The sequence below is a fragment of the Caldalkalibacillus uzonensis genome (assembly GCF_030814135.1).
In the GTDB taxonomy this organism is placed as follows: domain Bacteria; phylum Bacillota; class Bacilli; order Caldalkalibacillales; family Caldalkalibacillaceae; genus Caldalkalibacillus; species Caldalkalibacillus uzonensis.
On record NZ_JAUSUQ010000017.1, the window covers coordinates 18192 to 43926 of the forward strand.

General features: G+C 48.4%; 21 protein-coding genes. 4 read left to right on the top strand and 17 right to left on the bottom strand.

Annotated elements, in window-relative coordinates; genetic code table 11:
* Positions 1-66: 66 nt before the first annotated feature.
* From argF to J2S00_RS17240, 3 genes are read right to left on the bottom strand one after another with little or no spacing between them, the layout of a single operon-like run.
* Positions 67-1071: an ornithine carbamoyltransferase gene (argF, locus tag J2S00_RS17230; protein WP_307342752.1), complete on the bottom strand. Its 1005-nt coding sequence runs from the start codon at positions 1069-1071 to the stop codon at positions 67-69.
* Positions 1068-4343 (bottom strand): carbamoyl-phosphate synthase (glutamine-hydrolyzing) large subunit, encoded by a 3276-nt coding sequence (gene carB / locus J2S00_RS17235; protein WP_307342755.1) that lies wholly within the window; start codon positions 4341-4343, stop codon positions 1068-1070. The genes argF and carB overlap by 4 nt, the downstream gene beginning before the upstream one ends.
* On the bottom strand, positions 4330-5421 hold the full coding sequence (locus J2S00_RS17240; RefSeq protein WP_307342758.1) for a carbamoyl phosphate synthase small subunit: 1092 nt from the start codon (positions 5419-5421) through the stop codon (positions 4330-4332). The genes carB and J2S00_RS17240 overlap by 14 nt, the downstream gene beginning before the upstream one ends.
* Before the next feature lie 197 nt (positions 5422-5618).
* Here J2S00_RS17240 and J2S00_RS17245 point away from each other — a divergent pair, with 197 nt between their 5' ends.
* Entirely contained in the window at positions 5619-6707 is a 1089-nt protein-coding gene (locus J2S00_RS17245) for a nitric oxide synthase oxygenase (protein WP_307342761.1), read from the top strand.
* A 77-nt stretch (positions 6708-6784) separates the two neighbouring features.
* Here J2S00_RS17245 and J2S00_RS17250 read toward each other — a convergent pair whose 3' ends face one another.
* From J2S00_RS17250 to argC, 12 genes are all read right to left on the bottom strand, one after another.
* The gene (locus tag J2S00_RS17250) at positions 6785-9832 is read right to left on the bottom strand and encodes an efflux RND transporter permease subunit (RefSeq protein WP_307342764.1); all 3048 of its coding nucleotides are present in this window, start codon (positions 9830-9832) and stop codon (positions 6785-6787) included.
* 114 nt (positions 9833-9946) lie between these two features.
* On the bottom strand, positions 9947-10651 hold the full coding sequence (locus tag J2S00_RS17255) for a hypothetical protein (protein ID WP_307342767.1): 705 nt from the start codon (positions 10649-10651) through the stop codon (positions 9947-9949).
* A complete protein-coding gene (locus J2S00_RS17260) occupies positions 10644-11537 on the bottom strand; it encodes an ABC transporter ATP-binding protein (protein WP_307342770.1) in 894 nt (297 codons plus the stop codon). Before J2S00_RS17260 ends, J2S00_RS17255 begins: the two co-directional genes overlap by 8 nt.
* On the bottom strand, positions 11521-11925 hold the full coding sequence (locus J2S00_RS17265; RefSeq protein WP_307342774.1) for a GntR family transcriptional regulator: 405 nt from the start codon (positions 11923-11925) through the stop codon (positions 11521-11523). Before J2S00_RS17265 ends, J2S00_RS17260 begins: the two co-directional genes overlap by 17 nt.
* Positions 11926-12104: 179 nt before the next feature.
* Positions 12105-12965, bottom strand: coding sequence for a 2-oxoacid:ferredoxin oxidoreductase subunit beta (locus J2S00_RS17270; protein ID WP_307342777.1), 861 nt, complete (start codon positions 12963-12965; stop codon positions 12105-12107).
* Positions 12966-12967: 2 nt separating this feature from the next.
* Complete coding sequence (locus tag J2S00_RS17275) at positions 12968-14710, bottom strand: 2-oxoacid:acceptor oxidoreductase subunit alpha (RefSeq protein ID WP_307342780.1); 1743 nt, start codon at positions 14708-14710, stop codon at positions 12968-12970.
* Between the two features lie 345 nt (positions 14711-15055).
* Entirely contained in the window at positions 15056-15997 is a 942-nt protein-coding gene (locus J2S00_RS17280) for a DMT family transporter (protein WP_307342785.1), read from the bottom strand.
* Positions 15998-16046: 49 nt separating this feature from the next.
* Positions 16047-16718 carry a GntR family transcriptional regulator gene (locus J2S00_RS17285; RefSeq protein WP_307342789.1) on the bottom strand — a complete coding sequence of 224 codons (672 nt, stop codon included), beginning with the start codon at positions 16716-16718 and terminating at the stop codon, positions 16047-16049.
* Between the two features lie 136 nt (positions 16719-16854).
* Complete coding sequence (gene argD, locus J2S00_RS17290) at positions 16855-18066, bottom strand: acetylornithine transaminase (RefSeq protein WP_307342793.1); 1212 nt, start codon at positions 18064-18066, stop codon at positions 16855-16857.
* The gene (gene argB / locus J2S00_RS17295; protein WP_307342796.1) at positions 18059-18862 is read right to left on the bottom strand and encodes an acetylglutamate kinase; all 804 of its coding nucleotides are present in this window, start codon (positions 18860-18862) and stop codon (positions 18059-18061) included. The genes argD and argB overlap by 8 nt, the downstream gene beginning before the upstream one ends.
* A gap of 21 nt (positions 18863-18883) precedes the next feature.
* Positions 18884-20104 carry a bifunctional ornithine acetyltransferase/N-acetylglutamate synthase gene (argJ, locus tag J2S00_RS17300; protein WP_307342799.1) on the bottom strand — a complete coding sequence of 407 codons (1221 nt, stop codon included), beginning with the start codon at positions 20102-20104 and terminating at the stop codon, positions 18884-18886.
* Positions 20105-20126: 22 nt separating this feature from the next.
* Positions 20127-21164: an N-acetyl-gamma-glutamyl-phosphate reductase gene (argC, locus tag J2S00_RS17305; RefSeq protein ID WP_307342802.1), complete on the bottom strand. Its 1038-nt coding sequence runs from the start codon at positions 21162-21164 to the stop codon at positions 20127-20129.
* Between the two features lie 229 nt (positions 21165-21393).
* On the opposite strand from argC, the gene J2S00_RS17310 reads away from it, so the two are divergent.
* Genes J2S00_RS17310 through J2S00_RS17320 form a run of 3 tightly spaced genes read left to right on the top strand, consistent with a single transcriptional unit; the run spans position 21394 to position 23980 of the window.
* Positions 21394-22404 carry an ABC transporter ATP-binding protein gene (locus J2S00_RS17310; protein ID WP_307342805.1) on the top strand — a complete coding sequence of 337 codons (1011 nt, stop codon included), beginning with the start codon at positions 21394-21396 and terminating at the stop codon, positions 22402-22404.
* Positions 22397-23191 carry an ABC transporter permease gene (locus J2S00_RS17315; protein WP_307342808.1) on the top strand — a complete coding sequence of 265 codons (795 nt, stop codon included), beginning with the start codon at positions 22397-22399 and terminating at the stop codon, positions 23189-23191. Before J2S00_RS17310 ends, J2S00_RS17315 begins: the two co-directional genes overlap by 8 nt.
* A gap of 3 nt (positions 23192-23194) precedes the next feature.
* Entirely contained in the window at positions 23195-23980 is a 786-nt protein-coding gene (locus tag J2S00_RS17320) for an ABC transporter permease (protein WP_307342811.1), read from the top strand.
* Positions 23981-24009: 29 nt separating this feature from the next.
* Here the strand turns inward: J2S00_RS17320 and J2S00_RS17325 are convergent, their stop codons facing one another.
* Together J2S00_RS17325 and queG are read right to left on the bottom strand one after the other, a co-directional pair.
* Positions 24010-24546, bottom strand: a complete 537-nt coding sequence (locus J2S00_RS17325; protein ID WP_307342814.1) for a methylated-DNA--[protein]-cysteine S-methyltransferase — start codon at positions 24544-24546, stop codon at positions 24010-24012.
* A 24-nt stretch (positions 24547-24570) separates the two neighbouring features.
* On the bottom strand, positions 24571-25731 hold the full coding sequence (queG, locus tag J2S00_RS17330; protein ID WP_307342817.1) for a tRNA epoxyqueuosine(34) reductase QueG: 1161 nt from the start codon (positions 25729-25731) through the stop codon (positions 24571-24573).
* Positions 25732-25735 lie beyond the last annotated feature (4 nt).

Here is a 25735-nt window from a genome sequence, read left to right on the forward strand (position 1 = left end):
GCTTAAATGAATCTTTAGTTATTATATCGTATTTTTATTCATGTTGCATTATAAAAATAAATTTTTTTATCCCAGTAGAGCAGAGAGCAGTGCTTTTTGGGCGTGCAAGCGGTTTTCCGCTTCGTCAAACACCACGGAATGGGATCCGTCGATAATTTCAGCCGTGACTTCTTCTCCCCGATGGGCTGGCAGACAATGCAGGAAAATATAATCCGGTTTGGCATGCTGACATAATTCAGTATTGACCTGATAAGGTTGAAAAACTGATTCACGCTGGGCTTGTTCCGCTTCCTGCCCCATGCTGGCCCACACATCAGTAACAACAACGTCAGCCTCATGTACAGCTTGGAGCGGATCATGGGTGATCAGCACCTGGCTGCCTGTTGCTTTGGCCGCTTGTATTGCTCCCTCCACAATGTTCGGATCAGGTTCATAACCTTGCGGCGTAGCCAAGGCGATATGCATACCTACTTTAACTGCGCCTTCTAACAGAGAGTGGGCCATATTGTTACCGTCTCCCACATATGCCAGTTTCAAACCTTGCAAACGGCCTTTATGTTCCAAGATTGTTAACAAATCAGCCATCACTTGGGCAGGATGGTGGGTATCGGTCAAGCCATTGATCACGGGCACCGTAGCAGCTTGGGCAAACGCTTCTAACCCTTCATGACTGAAGGTACGGATCATCACCCCATCCACATACCGGGACAAAACCTTAGCCGTATCAGCCATGCTTTCACCGCGGGAAAGCTGAATATCTTGCTTACCCAAAAAAATGGCTTGCCCGCCAAGCTGGATCATGCCCACCTCAAAGGAGACCCGTGTGCGGGTAGATGGCTTTTCAAAAATCATGCCCAGCACTTTACCTTGCAGGTAAGGATGGGGGGTGCCCTCTTGCTGCATCCGTTTCAAATCCAAAGCATGTTGCAGCAGCCAGTGAATCTCTTCCGGGCTGAAATCTGACAGTGTTAAAAAATCTTTCCCCTTCAATTCCCGTTGTACCTGGCACGACTCCAGGGAGGCAGCGGGGGCCGCCGGTAAGGCCCCTGTTTCTGATCCAGGATGTGTCATGAGGATAGCACCCTTTCCGTTACAAGACTCTTATACTCACTTAACGACCGCACATCATGGGCGGATCCCTTCAGACTGTCTAACAGCAACTTGAGCGTGTCAGGACAAGTGAAGCAAGGCAGCTGATACACCAAAGCCAGCTGGCGCAAAGCAAAGCCAAAGGTGCCTAGTACGCGACCCTGGTTGGGAGAGTTGAACAGGGCACCAATCTCCCCGTTTTTCATCATCGCTTCCACTTGCTCCAGGTCATGGTCAATCGTTTCTACCGGTAACCCTCTGGACTGTAAGAAGTGCGCCGTCCCACTGGTGGCCAGCAAGCGGATACCAACTTTGCTCAGACGCTGAATCAGCGGGAAAACGGCCGCTTTGTCCCGGTCGCTAATCGCACATAACAAGGCAGGCTGCTGCTTTTGTTCCGCTTTATGTCCGGCTTCCGGATCAGGCTCAAACGCTTGAGCCAAAAAGGCATATTCCTCGGGCATGGCTTTCCTGGCCGCTTCTGCCACACTAAGCCCCAAGCCCAGAATCTCACCAGTTGATTTCATCTCCGGTCCCAAAGCAGGGTCCACATCCTTCAGCTTGCCTGTAGAGAAGACAGGCGCTTTTACCGTATAAAACGCCGGTGCTGGCAACAATCCTGTCTGCTGCGCGATCGCTTCCAGCCGCTCTCCTAATTGCACCCGGGTGGCCCACTCAATCATCGGCACCCCCGTCACCTTACTCATAATAGGCACCGTACGCGAGGCCCGGGGGTTCACTTCCAGCACATACACCTGTTCTCCATCTACGACAAACTGGATATTCATCATGCCAATCACAGGCGCCCGGGTGGCAATCCGCTCTGCATAATCAACCAAAGTTTCCTTCACCTTGTCTGTCAGGTTAGGTGGCGGAAACACCGCTAAACTGTCTCCGGAATGGACACCAGCCCGTTCCACATGCTCAAAGATACCAGGAATGACCACCGTTTGCCCATCGCTGATGATATCCATTTCACATTCCAGCCCGGGCAAGTAAGCATCAACTAACAGAGGCCAGATCCTTTCATCAGCTTCCTGCTCCATTTGTTTAAGGTAAGCATCCACTTCTTCCTGACGGTGAAAAAGAAACATGGACTGGCCGCCAATCACATACGAGGGACGCACCAGCACGGGAAACCCCAAACTATTCACCGCTTCTTGCAACTGATCCACATGATGAACAGTTGTTCCTTTGATATGGGGAATGTTCAGTTCGTTTAACAATTGATAGAAATGTTCCCGGTCTTCCAGTTTGTCAATCATCTCTACACTGGTCCCCAGTACCGGAACGCCTTCAGCTGCCAATGCCTCGGCCACCTTGATGGCCGTCTGGCCGCCAAACTGGACAAAAACCCCTTCCACTTGCTCTTTCTCAATCACATGCAGAATATCTTCCACAGTGAGCGGTTCAAAATAGAGTTTGTCGGCGACAGCATAGTCGGTGCTAACCGTCTCAGGATTGTTGTTCACCACAATAGCTTCATAGCCTTGCTTCTTGATGGCCATGGTGGCATGAACGGAACAATAATCAAACTCCACCCCCTGCCCGATACGGATCGGTCCAGAGCCAATGACCAGCATTTTTTTGCCATCGCCACTTTCCACCTCATCAACTTGGCCGTGCCAGGTTGAATAGTAGTAAGGTGTAACTGCCTCAAATTCCCCGGCACAGGTATCTACCTGCTTATAAACGGGAACCAGACCAAGCTGTTTGCGGCGCTGGCGAATTTCCCTTTCAGATACTTGAAAGAGACGCGCCAAATAACGGTCGGCCATGTTTTTCTGCTTTGCTTCTGTCAGCAGCTCATTGGGCAGTGTACCCCAGGTGTAACTTTTCAGATTTTCCTCAAATTCTATCAAACCTTTGATTTTCTCCAAAAACCAGGGGTCGATTTGGGTCAGTTTATACAAGTCTTGTGTTGTCCAACCACGCCGGAAAGCTTCTGCCAGGGCAAACAGTCTCAAGTCCGTAGCATGGGCCAAATGCTCTTCTAAAGCTTCGTCTGTTAATCGTTTCAACGCCGGCCATTCCAGTCCTGCTGTATTGACTTCAAGGGAACGGATGGCTTTATTGAGAGCCCCTTCGAACGTGCGGTCAATGGCCATCACTTCTCCCGTTGCTTTCATTTGGGTACCCAGTGTCCGGTCCGCTTCAGAAAACTTGTCAAAGGGGAAACGGGGAATTTTCAGGACGATATAATCGATGGCCGGCTCAAAGGAGGCATAGGTGTTGCCGGTAATAGGATTCTTTATTTCATCAAGATGATAGCCGATGGCACATTTGGTGGCGATGCGGGCAATAGGATAACCGGTCGCCTTGGAAGCCAAGGCCGATGAACGGCTGACCCGCGGATTCACCTCGATAATGTAATACTGATCGGAATAAGGATCCAAGGCAAATTGGATGTTGCAGCCCCCGATGACCCCCAAAGCCCGGATCACTTTTAGGGAGGCCTCCCGCAGTAATTGATACTGTCTATCAGTCAGGGTTTGAGAAGGAGCCACCACAATGGAATCCCCAGTGTGGATGCCCACCGGATCCATGTTTTCCATATTACACACGGTGATGCAAGTATCATTGGCATCCCGCATAATTTCATATTCAATTTCTTTCCAGCCCTTGATACTTTTCTCGACCAGTACTTGTTGGATAGGGCTCATCTTAAGACCCTTTTTCAAGAGCCGCTCCAGTTCCTGTTCGTTCTCGGCCACGCCACCCCCTGAGCCTCCTAAAGTATAAGCAGGGCGGGAAATGACGGGATAGCCAATCTCCCGGGCAAAGCGCAGACCTTCCTCTACACTGCGCACAATTTGGGATGCAGGGATGGGCTCTCCAATAGCCAGCATCAATTGCCGGAATTGCTCCCGGTCTTCTCCTTTTTGGATGGCTTCCACCGATGTGCCCAACACCTCCACACCGTGTCTGGCCAAAATTTCTTGTTCAGCCAGTTGCATGGTTAAGTTAAGCCCTGTTTGGCCGCCCAAAGTGCCGATAATCCCATCTGGCCGTTCTTTTTGGATAATGGTTTCTACTGCTTCTACAGTCAACGGCTCCAGGTAGACCTGATCGGCGATCTGTTCATCAGTCATGATGGTCGCTGGATTGGGATTGATGAGCACGACCTCAATCCCTTCTTCTTTTAAGGCCAGGCAGGCCTGCGTGCCAGCATAGTCAAATTCAGCCGCCTGACCAATAATGATCGGCCCGGAGCCGATAACCAGCACTTTCTTGATGTCTTTACGCAAAGGCATAAGCGGAGCGGCCTCCCTTCTGGATATGTTGCAAGAATGTGTGGAAGATATAAGCCGTATCGCTTGGGCCTGGGTGGGCTTCCGGATGGAACTGTACCGTACAGATAGGCAGCTCTTTATGCACGAGCCCTTCCACCGTACCGTCATTCACATGACGATAAGCAACCTCAAACTGCTGCGGATCGACACTTTCGTCCACCACCACATAACTATGATTTTGAGGCGTGATCATCACTTTGCCAGTGCTTAGTTCTTTGACGGGATGATTACCGCCCCGGTGGCCAAATTTTAATTTGGCCGTTGTGGCCCCATAAGCCAGGGCAATAACCTGATGTCCGAGGCAGATGCCCAAAGTGGGATAGGCGGTGGTGACGCGCCGGACATGCTCCAGCCAGGGCTTAAGCGCGACTGGGTCACCGGGTCCATTGGAGTAGACGACACCGTCCGGATGAAGGGCTTTGATTTGCTCATACGTGGTGGAATAGGGTACAACGGTCACTTGGCATTTGGCTGCCAGTAAACAATCCAGAATTGATTTTTTCATGCCCAAATCCACCACTACGATATGGGGGCCCGAATTGGGATAGGTGTTCATCTCTTTTGTTGATACAGCGTCCACCCAGTAAGAAGAGGAAAACGGAGGGGGTGACGCTACCTGGACTTCCTGATCTGGGGAACCGCAAGCAATCACTCCTTGTACTGTCCCGTACTTACGGATCGTTTTCACCAAAGCTCGCGTATCCACACCAGTCAGCGCAGTCAGTCCTTGTTCTTTTAACAACTGGTCTATGCTTTTAACAGCACCGTAGTGGCTGGGGATGTCACACAGCTCACTGGTAATAATCCCAGCTACTTGGGGCCTGTTGCTTTCGTTATCGTCAAGCTGAATGCCGTAGTTGCCGATCAACGGGTAACAAAAGGTGACGATTTGCCCGGCATAGGAAGGATCGGTCATTATCTCCTGATAACCGGTCATACTCGTATTAAACACCACTTCTCCCACAGCCGGCTGCTCTTGACCGACGACTTCCCCTTTAAAAATCTCACCTGTTGCCAGTTTCACATAACCTGCCGGCATCTCTCTCACTCCTACTCTCTTTTTAAGAAGTTATGAATTATTATACTTGGATATGAATTATTATTCAATCCCTTTTATAAAAATACGCACCTTGTTTTTAGCCTCTATTCACAATTTGTTCATCTTCTCAGAGTAAACCTTGTTTAAAAGAAGGCTACAATATATACAGCACTGCTTTGACACAGAGGTGGGCTCCTATGACAGAGAAAGAGACTTTATTCCATGAGGCCAAACAATTTATCACGGCCTGTTACCACGAGCTGAATAAGCCTGATATCATCGAAGAACGATTAAAGGAAATTAAAAGTGAGATTAACCGTTATGGTTATTATGAACACACGTATGAGGAACTGGCCTGTGGCGCAAGGGCAGCCTGGCGCAACAGCAACCGTTGTATCGGGCGTCTGTTCTGGAGAAGCTTGCATGTCTTTGATGCCCGCCACCTGGCAACGGAACAGAGGATTTACGAGGCTTTACTGAACCATATTACCTACGCCACAAATGAGGGGAAAATCAGACCGGCGATTACCATTTTTAAGCCTCAGATTAAGCAGGAGCCACAGGTACGCATCTGGAACCATCAGTTAATCCGCTACGCCGGTTATGAAACAGAAAACGGCGTGACTGGAGATCCCGCTTCTTTAAGCCTGACCCGTGCCTGTCAAGAGATGGGCTGGAAAGGGAAAGGGAGCCGTTTTGATGTGCTGCCCCTGGTCATCCAGGTCCAACAGCGGCCACCACAGTGGTTTGAGATCCCTGAGGAGCTGGTCTTGGAAGTACCTATTCGTCATCCTGAATATGACTGGTTTGAAGACTTGAACATCAAATGGTACGCGGTGCCGATCATCTCGGATATGTGCTTGGAGATCGGCGGGATTCATTACACCGCATCCCCGTTTAACGGCTGGTACATGGAGACGGAGATCGGAGCCCGAAACTTGGCCGATACCTTCCGCTACAATTTGCTGCCGGAGGTGGCCAAACGTATGGGTCTGGAGATCAGCCGCAATGCCTCATTATGGAAGGATAAAGCACTGGTTGAGCTTAATGTGGCTGTCCTCCATTCCTACAAACAGGATGGGGTCAGCATTGTTGATCATCATACCGCTGCCGAACAGTTTAAGCAATTTGAACAACAGGAACGAGACTCGGGGCGCAAAGTGACAGGAGATTGGACCTGGCTGATTCCTCCCGTCTCTCCGGCCACCACCCATATTTTTCATCAAACATATGAAAATAGGATGCTGAAACCCAATTATTTTTACCAAGATCGGCCATATGAGTAACATTCCATAAGCCGTATGGTGATAGCCAATAATTAAAAGGCTGCCCATCATGGACAGCCCCTTTGATCTTAATCATATTATGATGAAACCGATTCTCCACTTGTACGCCTCTTGGCCAGCCAGCGCTTTGGCCAGCCTATGATATCCTCAGCGATCATGTAAACTGCGGGGATGAGGATCAGAGTAATCAAAGTGGCAAACAGCAGCCCTGAGATGACAACAGTGGCCATCGGAGCTTGATAGGCGCTGGAACTTCCTGTAGCCAAAGCCAGGGGGAGCATGCCTGCCACAGTCGTTAACGTGGTCATGAAGATGGGCCTCATTCTGTTTTTGCCCGCTTCGGCCAGAGCAGCACCCCGTTCCATGTTCTGCTGGCGAAGCTGCTTGGTCCGGTCAATCAACAAAATGGCATTATTCAGTACAATGCCGGCCAGCATGACGATACCCATGCCGGACATGACGCTTAACTCTTGTTGAGTGATAAACAAGCCCAGGATCACACCGGTCAAAGTCAACGGAATAATGGACATGACCACTACAGGATGAATCAAACTGTTAAACTGAATGGCCATGACCAGATACACCAGAAACAGGGCAATTAAGAAGATATACAGTAATTCGGTAAAAGCCTCCATCTGTTGTGACAGCTGTCCGCCAAGTTCAATTGAATACCCGGTGGGCCTTTCAAGCTCTTGGATGGCCGCTTGCACCTGACGGTTGATCGAACCCAGATCCTCTCCTTCATAATTGGCCAAGACGGTGACGACTCTGTCACCATTATCGTGATCAATTTCAACCGGAACAGATATTTGTTCCAGTTGAATAAAATCTCCCACTGCCTTCTCGCCTAGAGAGGTCATGATCTTCATTTTCTCCAGATCTTGTGCTGTATTAATGTCTTGATCATTGGTCAGCATGATCGGCAGGTAGGTGCCATTCACATACATGTGGCCAATTGGCTGCTTGGACATGGCCATCTGGATCTGCTGCCGCAGGGCAGATGGAAGCAGTCCTGACTCGGTTACCTTTTCTTCGTCTATCATCATTTGTTGCTCTTCAACCATTTTGCCCAGCGAATGCTGAATTTCTGTTAAACCCTCGATCTGTTCCAATTTATTCATGATGTTTTCAGACAGCGCCAGCAATTGGTCCAAGTCATGCCCCTTAATTTTTACCTGCACAGGATAGGCATCCATGCCTGCAAATCCCATCGTGGACGAAGCCTCAATGGGATATTGCTCCTGCAGCGATTCAATGGCTTGCAAAATGTCCTGATTGATCTCGTCTTGCGCCCTCACCGCCTCTTCTTCCGGTGTCATATTAACAAACATGTACATCATATCGCTGCTAAAAATAACAACCATATAATCTTTCACTTCATCAATCTTTTGCATCTTTAAATGCAACTGTTCGGCAATTTCCCGTTGTTCTGCTGGCGTGGTCCCCCTTTCTAACGTGATCAACAACTCTGCCTGCCGGTCATAAACATCAGGCATGACAGTGGTAGGAACTTGAGTGAGCAGGAACAGGGAACCCACAAAAACAAAGAAGAACAGACAAACCACCGACCAGCGTCTTCTTTTCTTCTGGGCCATCCAGTGGATGAAAGTCCCGTAACGGTTTAACAGCCTTGACTCGCGGGAATGGGTGCTGTTCTTTTTCAGTTTAATCCACTGATGAGCCAGTACCGGGATAACCGTAAACGAAATTAAGACAGAACTCAACAAGGTAACGACAATTACCACAGACAGAATGACAATAATTTTGCCAAGTTCACCGCTCATAATCCCGATGGGAACAAAGACAACAACGGTGGTCAACATGGAAGCCAAGACGGCTGTAGCCACTTCTTTTGTTCCTTCTACCACTGCTTGTAAGCGCGGGAATCCTTCCTGCAGTTTCCGGTAAATAGACTCCAAAATCACAATGGCCGCATCCACCATCATCCCGATCCCAAGCCCCAGGCCGATCAAGGTCAGCATATTGATGCTGTAATCAAGGAACCACATGGAAGCGAAGGTTAATAAGATGGAGCTGGGAATGGCAATACCGATAATCAGGGTGGTCCTCACATGACGCAAAAAGAGCAGAACGATGGCAATAGCCAATACACCGCCGATTAATACGTTGCGGGTTACATCTTCAATGGAAGAGCGGATAAACTCTCCTTTGGAGGCCAGTTCCTCCAGTTGGAAGCCATTGATTAACCCTTCTTCTTTCATCTTCTGCACTTCAGCCCGCACCGCTTCGGACAAGTCAATATCTGTTGCCTGTGTAGAACGGCCCACTTGTACTGAAATATAGTTGGGATCGCCGTTTTTCCATGCTGCTGCTATGACTTCAGGTTGTTCTATCTTGATGTCAGCCATGTCGTCCAGTTCAATGATGCCTTCTGCTGTGGGCACAGGCAGTTTTTTCAGATCTTCAATGGTTTTTAGCTTAGTATCCCAGCGCAGGGTTACCTGTTGTCCGTCCTTGTCAATCTCACCTAGAGAAACGTTTTGGTCTTCCTGCGGAATGAGTTGGATGATTTGCTGGGCATCCACTTGATAATCTCTCATCCGTTGTTCATGCAGAGTAATGACGATCTCTTCCTGAACAGTTCCTAATAGTTGTACTTCCCGTACTTCAGGAAGGGCTTCCAGTCTGGGTTTCAGCACATCATGAGCAAAGACGGTCATTTCATCCAATGATCCCCCGTAAAGATCAAGAAAGTAATCAAAAGGGGAGTTCATTGAAAACTGAAAAGCATACACTTCATCAACATCAGGCACTTCTCCCTTGAGCCGGTTGACCACTGCCTCCAGTTCCGGAAATGCCTCATCTCCTTTGCCCTCTTCAAACATCACCGTGATGGACGTTTGGCCAATGGAAGTGGTGGAGGTAAACGAATCAACATGTTGGAGCGAGGCAATCTGCTCTTCAAGGGGATTGGTAATCTGTTCTTCCATGTCCAACACAGGTTTTTCTCCCGCATAGACGTTGACAATAGCAGCATCAAAGGTCACATCCGGCATCAGTTCCACGTTCAGCTTGGTGACGGCATAGCCGCCAACAACTAAAATCAGCGCCAGAAACAATCCAACAATGATTTTGCGCTTGATTAAAACAGACAACCAGTTCATGTCACTGCTCCTTTTCCAGCATGATTTAAGGGTTGCGATGTTCTTTTTCATTGTAATGCCTTTTATTTTCCCAAGCCTCCGTCTGCGGAATGATTTTCCTCTCGTGCTGTGGTTTTATTGCCTGTTGGCTGGATGGATGGTCGCCCGCCTGATGACCAGCCACAGAGTGCCAAAAAAGAAGACACTCAGGGACAGACAGAGCATACTGATATGGGAAACAGGATCGACGAATACCCATTCAAACAAACGGATCAATGGGGCACGCAAAAAAGGTGTCATGATCACGGCCATCCAAACAACCACAGCAGTCATCAGGGGAATCCAGCCGAAACGGTAATAGGCTGCACCAGCCAAGCCAAACAGGCTGAAAAGAAACAGGCCAATGACCAGATCCAAACTGAACATGGTGAGCATTTCATTATCCATAAAGGCATTAGACATTATAAAGGTCACATTAAACCGGTCAGACAGGTCAAACCAACGGGCCAACAAGCCAAAAAACCAAACATACGCGCTAAGGGAAATGGCAGACAACACCACCAGCCCTAAGCTGCCCACAACGATGCCCCAGTAGTAATGGTATCTGGTGATATTCATCCCTAAGATATAAGGCAATGTTTCCTTAACCATCAAAAACCCGCTGATACTGAGGTAAATATAGACAGCAAAGTTGCTGGAAACTCCAAAAGTGATGTCTGGCATGCTAACAGCCAGCACAAAACTCAGCACTGACACAGCGCACAAAATGCTCCAAAATATCACATAGCTATGCTTAATATCCAGCATATAAAGTTTAAGTACCGGTTTAAGGTTAGGCATGCTCCTGCTCTCCCCTCTCCTGGCGGGTTGTTAAATAAATCATCAGTTTTTGAATGGGCACGGAGTCAATCTTAACCGCAGCGTGCCTTGCCTTGCGGGTGATTTCATCTGGTACATCTCCAAAAACAGCTACTTGTTTGGTACTTCCAAACGCTTCTGAGCAAATGATCTGCAAGCCTTGCGTTAACTCATCCACTGTCTCTCTCTCCCCACTGAAATAAAAGGCCCTTTCCCGGAGCGCCTCCGTCTCCTCGTGAAGTAAAACTTCTCCCTGATCAAGAATAAGAATGCCCTCAAACACTTTGCTCACTTCATCAATCAAGTGGGTCGATAAAATAATGGTGCGGGGATGCCGGGTATAGTCTTCTAACAACAAATCATAAAACTGCTGCCGGTGAACCACATCCATGCCGATATAAGGTTCATCAAAAATGGTGACAGGCGCCCGGCTGGCCAGACCGACAATCACTCCTAAAGCGGACTCCATTCCTTTGGACAAAGCTTTTACTTTCTTGTTCTCATCAAGCTCGAACTGATGGACCAGTTCCCCGGCAAAGTGCGGGTCCCACCCAGGGTAAGTCAAAGCGGCCAGTCCAATAATGTCGCGCACTTTTAAATTTTTCTTAAAATTACCGCTTTCCCGGATAAAACATAACTTGCGTAAAACCTGGGAATTTTCAAAGGGTTCTTCTCCGTCGATCAACACCTTACCACTGGTGGGAAAAAGATGGGCATTAATAAGGTGAAGCAAAGTGGTCTTGCCTGCCCCGTTACGCCCCAATAGTCCGTATATTTTCCCCGGCTCAAGGGTGGCCGCAATGCCCTGCAGCGCTATTTTCTTCCCATAGGCTTTAGTTAAATTCTGCAGTTCAATTTTGCCCGTCATCTTCCGTTGCTCCCTTCTGCTCTGTGCGTGACTCCCCTTTAATCATGGAGATCAGTTCCTCCACACCAATGTCCAGTTTTTTCGCCTCCTGCAGCATTGGCAAAACGTATTCATCAAAAAACTCCTGTTTCCGCTTACGAATGAGCTTGACCCTGGCTCCCTCTGCAACAAACATGCCAATTCCCCTCTTCTTAAACAATATTCCTTCATCTACGAGCCTATTAATGCCTTTGGCCGCTGTGGCCGGATTAATGTGATAAAAAGCAGCAAACTGGTTGGTGGAAGGTACTTGCTCACCTTCTTTAAAATTGCCTTTGATAATCTCGTCTTCAATGTTCTCTGCGATTTGAACAAAAATCGGTTTGTTTTCATCCAATGTTGGCTTCATATTAGACACCCTTACATAAGTGGTTAATTATTTATGTAATGAAGTATAAATGTAGATGTAAAGAATGTCAACATAAATATGAAAAAAACAGCTTCTAACTATAACGTCAGAAGCTGCTGTCTGGAAACAAGCTATTGAAGTCAAGGACCACATGAAATGTAACCAAAATGGCCAAGCTGTTATTTAAATTCAGACCATAACTGCTGCAAACGTGCATCATCTCTGACCAAATTTTGTTCAGCAATAGGCTGGTCAGGGTAATCAGTCAAAAAAGTATGGTATGCTGGCCGGTCCTCTTTGTAGATAATGCCCTGTACCAACCCTTGACGCTCCAGGACAGTGGCATAAGCTTGGGCCAGATCATGTGGATCATAATCCTCCATTTGCTTCAGATCAAGCAAATGTTCTTTGAAGTAATCATAGGTATTCACCTTGTTGTACGTGACGCAGGGGCTAAAAACGTTGATCAAAGCAAAGCCTTCGTGCTCCATACCCTGCTGGATCAATTCAGTCAGCCGTTTAATATCCCCTGCAAATGCCTGAGCGACGAAACTGGCCCCTGCACCTAAAGCCAGTTCTAAGGGTTTCACCTCACGCTCTCCCGCTCCTTCCGGAGATGTTTTGGTCACAAAACCTTGGCGGCTGGTAGGCGAGGTTTGTCCTTTGGTCAGTCCATAAATTTGATTATCCATCACCACGTAGGTGATGTCCACGTTGCGGCGGGCTGCGTGGACAAAGTGTCCGGCACCAATGCCATATCCATCCCCATCTCCGCCTGCCGCAATCACCTTCAGATTCCGATTCACCAGTTTTACGGCTTGAGCCACCGGTAAGGAACGCCCATGTAAAGTGTGAAAACCGTAACAACGCATGTATTCGGATACTTTCCCTGAACAGCCGATTCCCGTGATAACCGCCACTTGATGAGGCTCAAGCCCCAAACCCAAACAGGCACGCTGTATGCCAGCCATGACAGAATAATGTCCGCAGCCTGGACACCATGTAGGTGTATCTCCTTTGAATTCCTTTAACTTGGCCATGATTAAACAACCTCCTTCACCAGCTGATGATAATGCTGCATAATGTCTGCTTTAGTAAAAGGATCACCGTCAGCTTTACAGATTTTGTGGATTTTGTGACCGATCTGCAATTCTTTAGCCAGCAGACCAGCCAGTTGTCCACTCCAGTTATTTTCCACCACCACGATTTTTTCAGCTTGGCGGGCCAGTTCAGACAAACCTTCTGCTTGGAAAGGATACAGCACTTTGATGTGGGCCAAACCTGCATCTTCACCCTGATCTTGAAGATCCTTTACCACTTCTGTCAGCACACCTCGGGTTGAACCAAAACCCACAAATAAAGTCTGGACACTCCTTTCCTCCCCACCTATGAATTCATAGCCTCTCATCTTAAACTGGGTTAACTTGCCCAGGCGTTTGTTCATCATGGCCTGCCGCATTTCAGGCAGTTCAGTAATATGCCCCGTCTCACTGTGTTCATTGGAATTGGCCGGGTGAACACCACCCCGCTGTCCAGGAATGGCCCGGGGCGAGATTCCGTCTTCAGTCAGGCGGTAACGTTTGAAATGAAACTCACCCAGCGCTTCCAATTCTGCCTCGCTCAACAATTTGCCCCTGTCAATCGGCTCAAAGTGTTCGGCTCTGAAATCCGGACAGGTTTGTTTGTTGAGGGACAAAACCAGATCTAAAGCAACGATCACCGGACACTGGTAGCGTTCAGCCAAATTAAAGGCGAGAGAAGCCATGGTCAGGCATTCTTCCACTGTACTGGGAGCCAGGACAATGCGCGGAATATCCCCGTGCCCCGCATAAAGCATGGTATTCAGGTCACCCTGTTCATATTTGGTCGGCAATCCTGTTCCCGGGCCTCCCCGCTGGGAGTTAACAATGACAACTGGTGTCTCTGATATGCCAGCCAGGCCGATAGCTTCAGTTTTCAGGGAAAAGCCAGGTCCTGAAGTACTGGTTAAGGCCCGCACACCGGCATATCCGGCACCTATGGCCATCAAAATTCCAGCCAGTTCATCTTCGGCCTGAACCGCCACGCCGCCCACTTTGGGCAAATGGCTTTTCATATACTCCATTATTTCTGAAGCCGGTGTGATGGGATAGGCGGAGAGAAAGCGACATCCGGCAGCAATGGCACCAAAAGCAAAAGCTTCGTTTCCTGAAAGCAGGGCCTGATCTTGGGACTGGACCGGGGCAAGTTGAAAGGGGCTAAGTCCCAATTGCTGCACGTGTTCATAGCCCGCTTTCAAGGCGCTAATATTCAAGTCTACCAACGCCTGCCCTTTGCGCAAAAACTTCTTCTCCACCAAAGGTTTAAAAAGCTCATAGTGCAGGCCCATCAAGTAAGCAGCGGCACCCAGGGCAACCATGTTGCGAATAATTTTGTTACCCAGCTCCTCAGCCAGGCGCGTAAAGTTAACATAAAGCACAGTGCAACCGTCTGCCTCTGCCACCTTCTCCTCTTGGTTGGTTGCCATTAAAACGTAACCACCAGCTGACATAGCGGAGATATTATGCTCGTATGATTCCTGGTCCAAGGCGACTAATATGTCTGTTGTATCACCCCAATAATATACTTTGTCACAGCTGGCCCTAATGTGATAATAGGTATGTCCTCCTTTTATTCTGGATGCAAAATGCTTGTAGGAGGCGATTTGATAGCCCTGTTGCATGAGTGTAACCGCCAAAACTTCTCCCGTGCTGTCAATCCCTTCCCCTTGCTGTCCACCAATCTTGAAAGTGATTTCAGTTTTCATCCTGCCTTCCCCTTCCTTTGTTTGATTTGAACTGACAACTGTATTAGTTTTCACTACAGAACAAGTAGTACAGATTGCCCATTAATTCCGGTTCTGTGCTGTTTGATTATGATTATACCAAAGATCGATTATATTGAAAAATAAAACTGTATTAAATAATTTTAATCTTTGTACTAATACAGTTGGCATTTTGCTCTCCTGTCCTATAACACACCTTATCTGGTAATAGACTCTCATCGGGCGAAATAATCAAGGTCTTAATCAGCATAACAAGCCACCCCGTGACGGGAGTGGCTTTTGTTATTCACGCTTGCCCCAACAACTATTAATAACGCTGTTTTGGGACTACGCCGATGTAAGCTTTTTAGGTTCTTTCTCCGGGCTGTGTATATTTGTACTTACAGCAACCAAAAATACGCTGGTAATGACCATCAGCATTCCTATCATCTGCTTCCAGGTAATTGTTGAACCGTAAAGTGCAACTGCAATCCATGATGCATTAATGGGTACCAGATTCATAAACATGCTCGCTTGACTTGCCCCTATGTCATGTACTCCTTTATTCCAGAGAAAAAAGGCTGCAACCGTGGCAAATATAATCATATACATCATTTCCAGCCAAGCCTGAACGGACATCAGCGGAACACTTTTCCATCCACCTTCAAACACCGACCATATGAACAAGCCGACAGAGCCCACGATGGTGGTAAAAGTCGTTGTTAATAAGGGCGGGGTACCCCTCATCACCACTTTTCCAATCAAACCATGGACAACCCAGCTTACCAAAGCCATGATAAACAGCAGATCACCAACATTGAACGAAAGGGAGAGCAACGTGCGCTGTGAACCTTGTGTCACCACCAGAAGGACCCCTGTCAACGATAACAGTAGCCCTATACCCAGACGCAGATGCCATGGTTCTTTTAAAAACAGGACTGCACCCAAGGTCATAAACACAGGGGTGGTAGCCATAATCAACGAACCATTAATAGCAGATGTATAGTTTAGTGCAAAAAAGAAAAATGTATTGTAAGCAAAAATACCGGTAAGGGCCATGAGCAACAACCCTGCCCATCGCTGTTTAATCTCTTTGAAGTTCCATTCTGATCTGTACAAACTGATGAATAACAAAATAAGCCCTGCTGTACCGAAACGGATGGCAGCCGCTGTAATGGGAGGAATTTCGGTAATCACGTGTTGAGCAGCTGGAAAAGTGCCTCCCCAAAACAGAGGTACGAATAGCATTAAGAGATAAATTTTCCAGTAAGATTGAGTCTCCGTTTTCAAGTGATCAACTCCCTTTTATCTTCTACCCAAAATGAGACAAGTCCCAAGGTCAGGACGAAACCAAGCGGTACACTTCATTCATCGGCCGGAGCCAATTTTGTCTCATGGCCAAGGCAGCCTTCTCCTTATCTCTTTCCTCTAGCGCACCGATTATCAGTTCGTGCTCTTTTATCGAGCTTGAGGTTGAGGCTGACGGTTGTTTTAAAAAAATATATTTAAAGCGTCGGCTGTGCAACTGCAGGATAGCTATGAAATCGGAGATATAAGGATTATCTGCTGTATCTACAATGAGGTGATGAAAGGCCTCGTCTATTTCCATCGCTTGATATGGCTGCCCACTGTGAATAGCCTGTTCGTACAATTTATTTAAGTCCTTTAATTCTTCAATCTGCTTTTCTTGGATCACATTAACGGCTTCCTCTGCAGCTAAAGCTTGAAGGGTTGCCAAAGGGGGATAAATTTTAAGAACATCTTCTTTCGATACTTCTGTAACCTTTGTTTCCCGTCCTCTGTGCATCTTGACAAATCCCTGAGCTTCTAGGAGCTGTAGTGCTTCCCTGACTGGAGTGCGGCTGATTCCTAAAGCCTCAGCTATTTCTGCATCATACAGTTTCTCTCCAGGTTCGAGTGTTCCGTCGATGATCCAGCGCTGCAATTGATTAAATGCTTTCTCCTTGGCTGTCATCTGAATTGGGGAGCGATAATCTTTAGGAATGGGCATATTACACACCTCATTAATTCTGATTTATCAGAAATATATCGCATATGAATACAAATGTCAATCATAAGTATGGTAAACTTTTTTCCACTAAATGAATGAAGCCGTTGACCTCACAAGAGTCAACGGCCTCAGTGTCCTACACACATTCCTCTAATACATTTAACATGTGATCTATTTCTGCTGTTGATGTGGTTAACGGCGGCAAAATCCGTACCACATCCGGCCCGGCCAAAAGCAGTAGGACCTTTTTGTCGCGGGCAGCATCCACCACAGCCTTGGCTTGTCCTTCTGCCACTAAAATTCCTTGCAACAGCCCTTTGCCCCGTACTTCTTTAATCGCTGGCTTCGATTTGGCCAACACCGTTAAACCGTCACTTAAATACTGTGCCAACTCCTGTACACCGGGCAAGAAAGAAGGCTTGAGCATTTCGGTCAACGTGGCAAGCCCTGCACTGGCAGCCAATGGATTGCCCCCAAAAGTGCTGCCGTGGCTTCCCGGAGTAAAAGCTTGGGCCACATGGGCTTTGGCCAACAAAGCACCAATGGGAAAACCGGAGCCCAGCCCTTTAGCCAGCGTAATCACGTCCGGCTCAATCCCGTATTGTTCATAGGCAAACAAAGTGCCGGTGCGCCCCATGCCGGTCTGCACTTCATCCACCATGAACAACAACTGGTGTTCCTGACACAAATGCGCTAAGGCCTGAACCCATTCCGGATTGGCCGGAACAACGCCTCCTTCCCCTTGCACCAGTTCCAGCAGGACGGCACAGGTGTGCTCACCAGCCACTTCTTCCAGGGCATTAAGATCATTGTAAGGAAGATAACGAAACCCCGCTGGCAGGGGATCAAAGTCCTGTTGGACCTTCTCCTGGCCTGTTGCTGTTAAGGTGGCCAATGTACGTCCATGAAACGATTGTTTGAAGGTCACAATCTCGTATTTTTCAGTCTTCTTGACCTGTTTTGCATACTTGCGTGCCAGCTTAATAGCCGCCTCGTTTGCCTCTGCTCCGCTGTTGCAGAAAAAAACCTGGTCCGCACAACTGTAATCCGCCAAAGCTTGGGCCAGTTGTTCTTGCACGGGAATATGATATAAATTGGAACAATGCCACAACATGTCCAATTGATTTTGTACCGCCTCTTTGATCACTGGCGGAACATGGCCCAAATTACAAACTGCTAAACCGGAAGTAAAGTCCAAATAGCGCTCCCCTTGCTCATCCCACACATAGGAGCCTTCTCCCCTGACAATGCTAAGTGGAAAGCGCTGATAAACCTGCATCAAGGGCCTTTGCACGTCCCGCTGCCCCGACTGAGCTGAATCATGGGCTGTATTTGCTGGCTTAACCATGGACCACTGCTCCTTCCATCACAATTTTGGTTCCCACGGACTGACCCTGGCAAAAATCTAGCAAAGCACGCTCATCTTTGCCGTTCAGTATCACCACTTCCGGAACGTGTTGGGAGAGGGCAGAGAGAGCTGCTTGGACCTTGGGCACCATCCCACCGGTGATCACCTGCTCCTCGATCAGTTGTTCAAGCTGTGCTTTTGTCGCCGTTTCTAGGACGTGGCTGCCTTCTCCCTCTCCAACATAAATCCCCGGGATATCGCTGACAAAGCACAAAGCCGCCTTCAGTGTTGCGGCCACCGCCGCCGCAGCTATGTCCGCATTAACATTGTAATGCTGGCCCTGTTGATCGATGCTGATCGGTGAAATGACAGGAATCAAGCCCTGTTCCATCAGGCTGTGCAACAAGTCAGCATTGACTTGTTTGATCTGCCCCACCAAGCCCAGCTTCTTGTGTTCCGCCACTGGTTCTGCCTCAAGCAGATCACCATCCACTCCACTTAACCCAATGGCGGCAGCACCGGCCTGTTTCAATTTTCGTACCACCTGCTTGTTCAGTTTACCGCTCAGCACCATTTCCACCGTGTTCAGCACTTTGGGCGTGGTTACACGTAAACCATTAACAAAAGAGGAAGGAATGTTTAGCACTTTCAGCAAAGAGGAAATGGCCGGTCCTCCGCCATGGACAATCACCGGCCGCCACGAGCCGCCTTTTTGCAGATTGGCTATCTGTTTAAAAAACGAATCAGGCAATGTTTCAAACACACTTCCACCGCACTTAATCACCACATATTGCACGTCCTCTGCTCCTCTCCACACCTACGTTCGGTACAAAGCATTAATTTTGATATAATCGTAAGTCAAGTCACAGCCCCAAGCCGTCGCTTTTCCATCTCCCTGGTTCAGATTCACCTCGATGGTGACTGTCTCTTCTCCCAGGGCAGCACTGGCTTCAGCTTCATTGAACGGTACCGGCAACCCTTGGTCGACTACGGTCACCGGCCCAATCTTCACTTGTACCTGCTCAGGATTAAACACTTGGCCACTGTAACCGATCGCACATACAATCCGGCCCCAGTTGGGATCTTTCCCGTACACAGCCGTTTTAACCAAATTGGAACCAATAATCGCTTTGCCCACCGCTTTGGCCACCTGCTCGCTGGGCGCTCCCTTCACCTGCACTTCAATTAAGCGGGTCGCCCCTTCCCCGTCCCGGGCAATTTGTTTAGCCAACTCCCGCGAAACCACCGCCAGGCCGGTTTTAAATAGATCCCAGTCCGGATGGGGGGGTGAAAGGGGGTGGTGAATCGCTTGCCCGTTGGCCAAGACCAACACCATATCATTGGTGCTGGTGTCTCCATCCACGGTGATCATGTTAAAACTCTGATCAGTCACTTCACGCAAAGCCTGTAATAAGTAAGTCTGTTCCACACAGGCATCCGTTGTGATAAAGGCTAGCATGGTGGCCATGTTAGGGTGAATCATGCCCGACCCTTTGGCCGCCCCGCCAATCGTAACTACCCGTCCGTCTACTTCCAACTGAACGGCGTAGTGCTTTGTACATGTATCTGTGGTCAGAATGGCTTCTTCAAAGTGTTCTACACCTTGATGCTCCGGCTGGACCGCCTGGGCAATTCCAGCCTTCAGCTTATCCATGGGAATGCGCTCACCGATAACCCCTGTGGAAGAAACAGCTACCAGGTGTTCGGGCACACCCCATTTTTCTGCTATCAGGCGGCGCATGTCGTACGCGTCATCCAGTCCCGGCTGCCCTGTGCAGGCATTGGCATAGGCGGAGTTAACCAGCACCCCTTGCAGTTTCTGTTCCACGGCAATGCTGTCCTTGGTGACAAGCAAAGGTGCTGCTTGATAGGCATTGGTCGTATATACTGCCGCTGCCACAGCCGGCTGTTCCGAATAAAGCCAGCCTAAATCTTTCCGTTTCCGCTTCAGTCCGCAATGAAGGCCACCGGCATGAAATCCCTTGGGCAGGGTGACACTGCCTTGTTCAATGTGTTGAATCATTCCGATCTTGCTCATGGTTCTCTCCTCTTCCTCTCCCCTATGGATAGACCGGCAGGACATTAAGACCCGCCGTTTCATCCCAAGCGTTCATGATGTTCATGTTCTGTATGGCCTGACCCGCTGCCCCTTTGACCACATTGTCAATCACAGCGACAATGATTAATCGGCCTGTGCGCTGATCATTGGCAAAACCGATATCGCAGTAATTGGACCCGTACACCTCTTTTGTCGCTGGCCACACCCCTTCCGGGCGGATGCGTACAAAAGCATGCCCCTCGTAAAAACTGTGATACAAATCTATAATGTCCTGAGTCGCTTTGGCTTCCTGCAACTGGGTATACATGGTGCACATAATCCCCCGGGTCATGGGCACCAGATGGGTGGAAAAGGTTATCTTGACCTCTTTCTGCCCCACGCTGGATAAAATCTGTTCAATCTCGGGAATATGCTGGTGAGCTCCCAGCTTATATACTTTTAGATTTTCATTTGTTTCCGAAAAATGAGTGCCTAGAGACTGCTTACGTCCGGCTCCCGAGACTCCCGATTTGGCATCGATAATCAGCGTGTGCGGGTCAATCCACCCTTCCTTCAGCAGGGGAATCAATCCAAGTAAAGTGGCTGTCGGATAACAACCGGGATTAGCAATGAATTTGGCTTGAGCAATATCTTCCCTGTAAATTTCGCTTAGGCCGTACACTGCTTCTTGCAAGTAAGTTTCCTGGGCCGGATCGTGGTTGTACCACTCCGGATACAGCCGGGGATCCTTCAAACGAAAGTCTCCGGATAAGTCAATACAACGCACACCTTGTTCAACCAATTGTGGCAGTATATCCTTGCTCACTCCCGAAGGGGCAGCCAAAAAAACCAGGTCATGGTCCTGAGCCAGTTGCTGTACATCAAAGGCATCCAGGGTTTGCTCCATGATACCGTGCAAATGGGGATAAACCTCTGCCAGTGCTTTTCCACTTTGTGAATGGGACACTACGGAGGTTAGTTGGGCATAAGGATGATGGGCCAATAGACGGATCAGCTCCACACCTCCGTAACCCGTTCCTCCGATCACCGCTACCTTCAACCTGCTCCACTCCCATTTCCATTTTTCTTTTTCTGCTGTTAGTGAATTATTATACTTTCTATTGCATTATTATTCAATCCTTTTTATCAAATTTTTGAGTTTAATTTTATTTTCTTGCTGACATCCACATTTGGCATTGAGTGAGAAAAGCAGGAAGTTGATGCCGCTTTTAATGTGGCAAGGTTTGCAGTAATATGATAAGTGGAGCAAACAAAGGAGAGGAGTTGCCATGCAACCTATTATTGAGGTACACAATTTGCGTAAAGAGTTTAAAGCTTATTCCAGCCGCACAGGTTTAACAGGTGCATTCCGGGACTTATTTACCCGTCGTTATAAAATCGTCTCCGCTGTGAACAACATCAGCTTCAAGATCCAGCCAGGGGAAATGGTGGGCTATATCGGCGAGAATGGAGCAGGTAAATCAACGACCATCAAAATGCTGACCGGTATTCTCACCCCCACCTCGGGACATATCAGGGTCAATGGTATGAATCCCCACAAGCAGCGGGAACAATTTGTGCGGACAATCGGGGTGGTGTTTGGACAGCGCTCCCAACTGTGGTGGGACATTGCTGTCCAGGAGTCGTTCCGCTTATTAAAAAAGGTGTACCGTGTGTCGGACGAGGACTATGAACAGCATATGAGCCATGTGATTGACACACTGGATATTGCACCGTTGTTGGATAAACCGGTTCGCAAGCTGTCCCTCGGCCAGCGCATGCGTTGTGAACTGGCTGCCGCCTTGATTCATAATCCCCCCCTGCTGTTCTTAGATGAACCGACCATCGGCCTGGATGTGCTGGTCAAACTGAAAATACGAGAGTTTCTGAAAGAGATTAACCGCAAATATAACACGACGATTATGCTGACTACCCATGATATGACCGACATTGAAGCATTGTGTGAACGGGTGATCATGCTTGATGAGGGCAAGATCATCTATGATGGTGAGCTGGAACGTTTGCGGCAGCAGTGGGCAGAAGGAAAGGAGATCCAGTTCCGTTTTGACCGGACCGTGAATCACTTAACCCTCAGGCAAATAACCGTACACTTGCCGGTGGAATGGTCACCAACTGAGAAAGAGAATGTGTGGCTGGCCAAGGTGAACAATGAACAAGTGATTTCAGAAGTGATCCGCCAAGTGGCAGGACAGCTCAGCATTGTCGATATGCAAGTCAATCAAATCTCCACCGAGGAAATTATCCGTAACATCTACGAAGAAGGGATTAAGCATGGTTAACATGTACCTGGAGATGATCCGCATCCGTTTTTTGATGATGCTGGCCTACCGTACTAATTATTACAGCGGGATTTTGATCTACAGCATCAATATCGGTGCCTATTATTTTCTGTGGACGGCCATATATGGCGGGCAGGAGTCGCTGGGCGGGTTGACCGTCACCCAGATGACCACTTACGTGGCGGTGGCTTGGATGGCCCGGGCTTTTTATTTTAATAATATTGACCGGGAGATTGCCCAGGAGATTCGCGAAGGAAAAGTGGCCGTGGAAATGATCCGTCCCTACCACTATTTAACGATGAAAACCATGCAGGGATTAGGAGAAGGGCTGTTTCGTCTTTTGTTCTTCTCCGCTCCTGGTCTGTTGATTGTCTGGCTTATTTTTCCCTTGGATTTTTCGGCCAGCGCCTGGACGTGGTTTACCTTCGGCTTGTCTCTTGTGTTCAGCTTTGTGATTAACACCCAATTAAACCTGATGACCGGATTACTAACCTTTTTCTTTTTTAATAACGATGGTTTGATCCGGGCCAAGCGCATTACGATTGACCTCTTCTCCGGCTTGATCCTCCCTATTTCTTTTTATCCAGGCTGGGCCCAAACGCTCATGAGCTATCTGCCATTTCAAGCGATCAGTTATATTCCCAGCATGATTTTTACCGGAGCGTTTAGCGATGCCGAGGTGTGGAACGGGATCCTGTTGCAGGCCTTGTGGTCCGTGGTATTGATTGTTCCGATTCAACTGTTATGGATGCTGGCCAAAAAACAGTTGGTCGTACAAGGAGGATAGGGCATGTATTACTTCTCTATCTTGTGGCAATACACGTTGCAGTATATGAAAACCAGAATGACTTACCGCGTTGATCTGTTTGTGGAACTGATGTCCGATCTTTTGTTCCAGGCGGTAAATCTGGTGTTTATTTTAGTGGTGTTTAGCCATACGCCCTTGCTGAGCGGCTGGAGCCGGGAAGAGATTATGTTTATTTACGGCTTCTTTTTGGTGCCGTTTGCCATTTTCGCTGCGTTCTTTAATATATGGGATTTTAATGAACGCTACATTGTCAAAGGGGAAATGGACCGTATCTTGACACGGCCCATTCACAGCTTGTTTCAGGTCATCCTGGAGCGCATGGAGTTGGAATCCCTGTTTGGAGCCATCACTGGCTTGGCGATCATGTTTTATGCGGGATCTCAGCTGGGCTTGACCATCTCCTGGTATGATCCGCTTATCTTCCTGTTGATGGTGCTGGGCGGGGCTTGCATTTACGGCGGGGTGTTTGTCTCGCTGGCCAGCATCAGCTTTTGGTCTGACAGCCGCACCGACATTATGCCCATGATGTACAATATTGCCAACTACGGACGCTATCCGGTGGACATTTACCATCGGGTGATCCGCTTTGTGCTGACCTGGATATTGCCCTTTGCCTTTGTGGGCGTCTACCCCTCCGCCTATTTTCTAGGACGGCAAGAGTGGTATGTGTACGCCTTTTTGACACCCTTGGTGGGATTCATCTTTCTCAGCATATCCGTATGGATCTGGAATCAAGGAGTGAAACGGTACCGTGGTGCGGGCAACTAAAACAGGGAGCCCAACCGAGGGCTCCCCTATCACGAGTCCTTTTGTTCAATTGGCGCCCCTTCCAAGAGCAACAGCTGCCGCTTAATCTCCAAACCGCCACCATAACCCACTAAAGCCCCGTTTGAACCAACTACTCTATGACAGGGGACAATGATGGGAACCGGATTTTTGTTGTTGGCACCGCCTATGGCCCGTACTGCTTTTGGTGCTCCGACTTCCTTAGCTATTTCTTTATATGAACGTACTTCACCATAAGGAATGTTGAGCAGGGCTTGCCATACCAATTTCTGAAACGGGGTGCCCACGAGATGTAACTCACAATCAAACTGGGTCCGCTCCCCTTGAAAGTAGGCTTCCAACTGGTTCATCTCATGGGCCAACGCATCTTGATCATGAAGCAGCCTGTCCGTTAAAAAGTTTTTTCGTGACCAGTTGGCCAGTGCTGTCAGCACATTTTCACCCTGGCCAAATTCAATGGCACATAACCCTTGTTTAGTCCTAGCCAGAGTTAACGGTCCAATCGGCGTCTGGATCTCCGCGTAAAAAATGTTAAAGGTGCGAGACATACCATACCCGTCTCCTTTATCATGTTAATGATTGAACATGTTTAAGGCATGTTCAACTTCAGCCAGCACATCCTGATCCGCTTCTAACCTTTGTGCCTCTTTTAGCGCTTGCCGTCCCTCCTCTGTTCCGATTTTTCCCAAGGCCCAAGCTGCTGTGCCCCGAATGGCTGGCCGGGGATCATTGTGCAAGAGGTCAATCAATTCAGGGACAGCTGTTTCGTCTTTAAAATTACCTAAAGCGATAATGGCATTGCGTTGCAAAGGTTTTTTCCCCCGCCAGGCAGAAGCAGTGGGGCCAAACGTTTTCCGGAATTCCCGTTTGCTCATGTAGAGCATTGGTTTTAACAAGGGCTTGACGACCTGTGGATCAGGTTCCATTTCTGGATGATGGGTAAAGTTCTTTTTGCGGTTATGGGGACAAACCGTCTGGCAGGTGTCACAGCCGTACAGCCGGTTACCTATTTTTTCCCGGTAAGGGAGCGGCACGAAATTTTTAACCTGGGTCAAATAGGCAATACATTTGTTGGAGTCCAGCTGCCCTCCCTGGACCAGGGCCCCTGTTGGGCAGGCTTCAATACATTTGTTACAGGTGCCGCAAGACTCAGTCACCGGCTGGTCCGGCTCAAAAGGAATGGAAGTGAGCATTTCACCCAAATACACCCAGGAACCGAATTCTTTGGTAATAATGGCTGTATTTTTCCCACTCCAGCCTATACCTGCCCGTTCAGCCACTGCCCGGTCAGATAAAGCACCGGTATCCACCATTGATTCACAGTGAGCATCTGGCACTCTGCTCTTGATAAAGGATTCCAGTTTTTGTAGTTTATCACGCAAAATATGGTGATAATCCAGCCCCCATGACGCCCGGCACAAAATCCCCCTGTAAGCGCCTTGCTTGGAACGGGGGGGATGCTTCAGGCGAGAGGGATACGCCAGAGCGATGGCAATGATTGATTGTGCTTCAGGCAAAATCTTGGTAGGGGTGGTACGCTTCTCAATGTCCGGTTCCTCAAAGCCGGACTCATAGCCCAATTCCCGGTGACGTATCAAGCGCTGCTTCAATTCGGCAAAGGGGTCAGCCGCAGCAAAACCAATTTTATCAATGCCGATCGAGCGGCTGTAATCGATGATCTCTTGCTTTAATTGTCTCAGGTCGAGATTCTGGTCTGTTTGAGCCAGCCCCATGGCG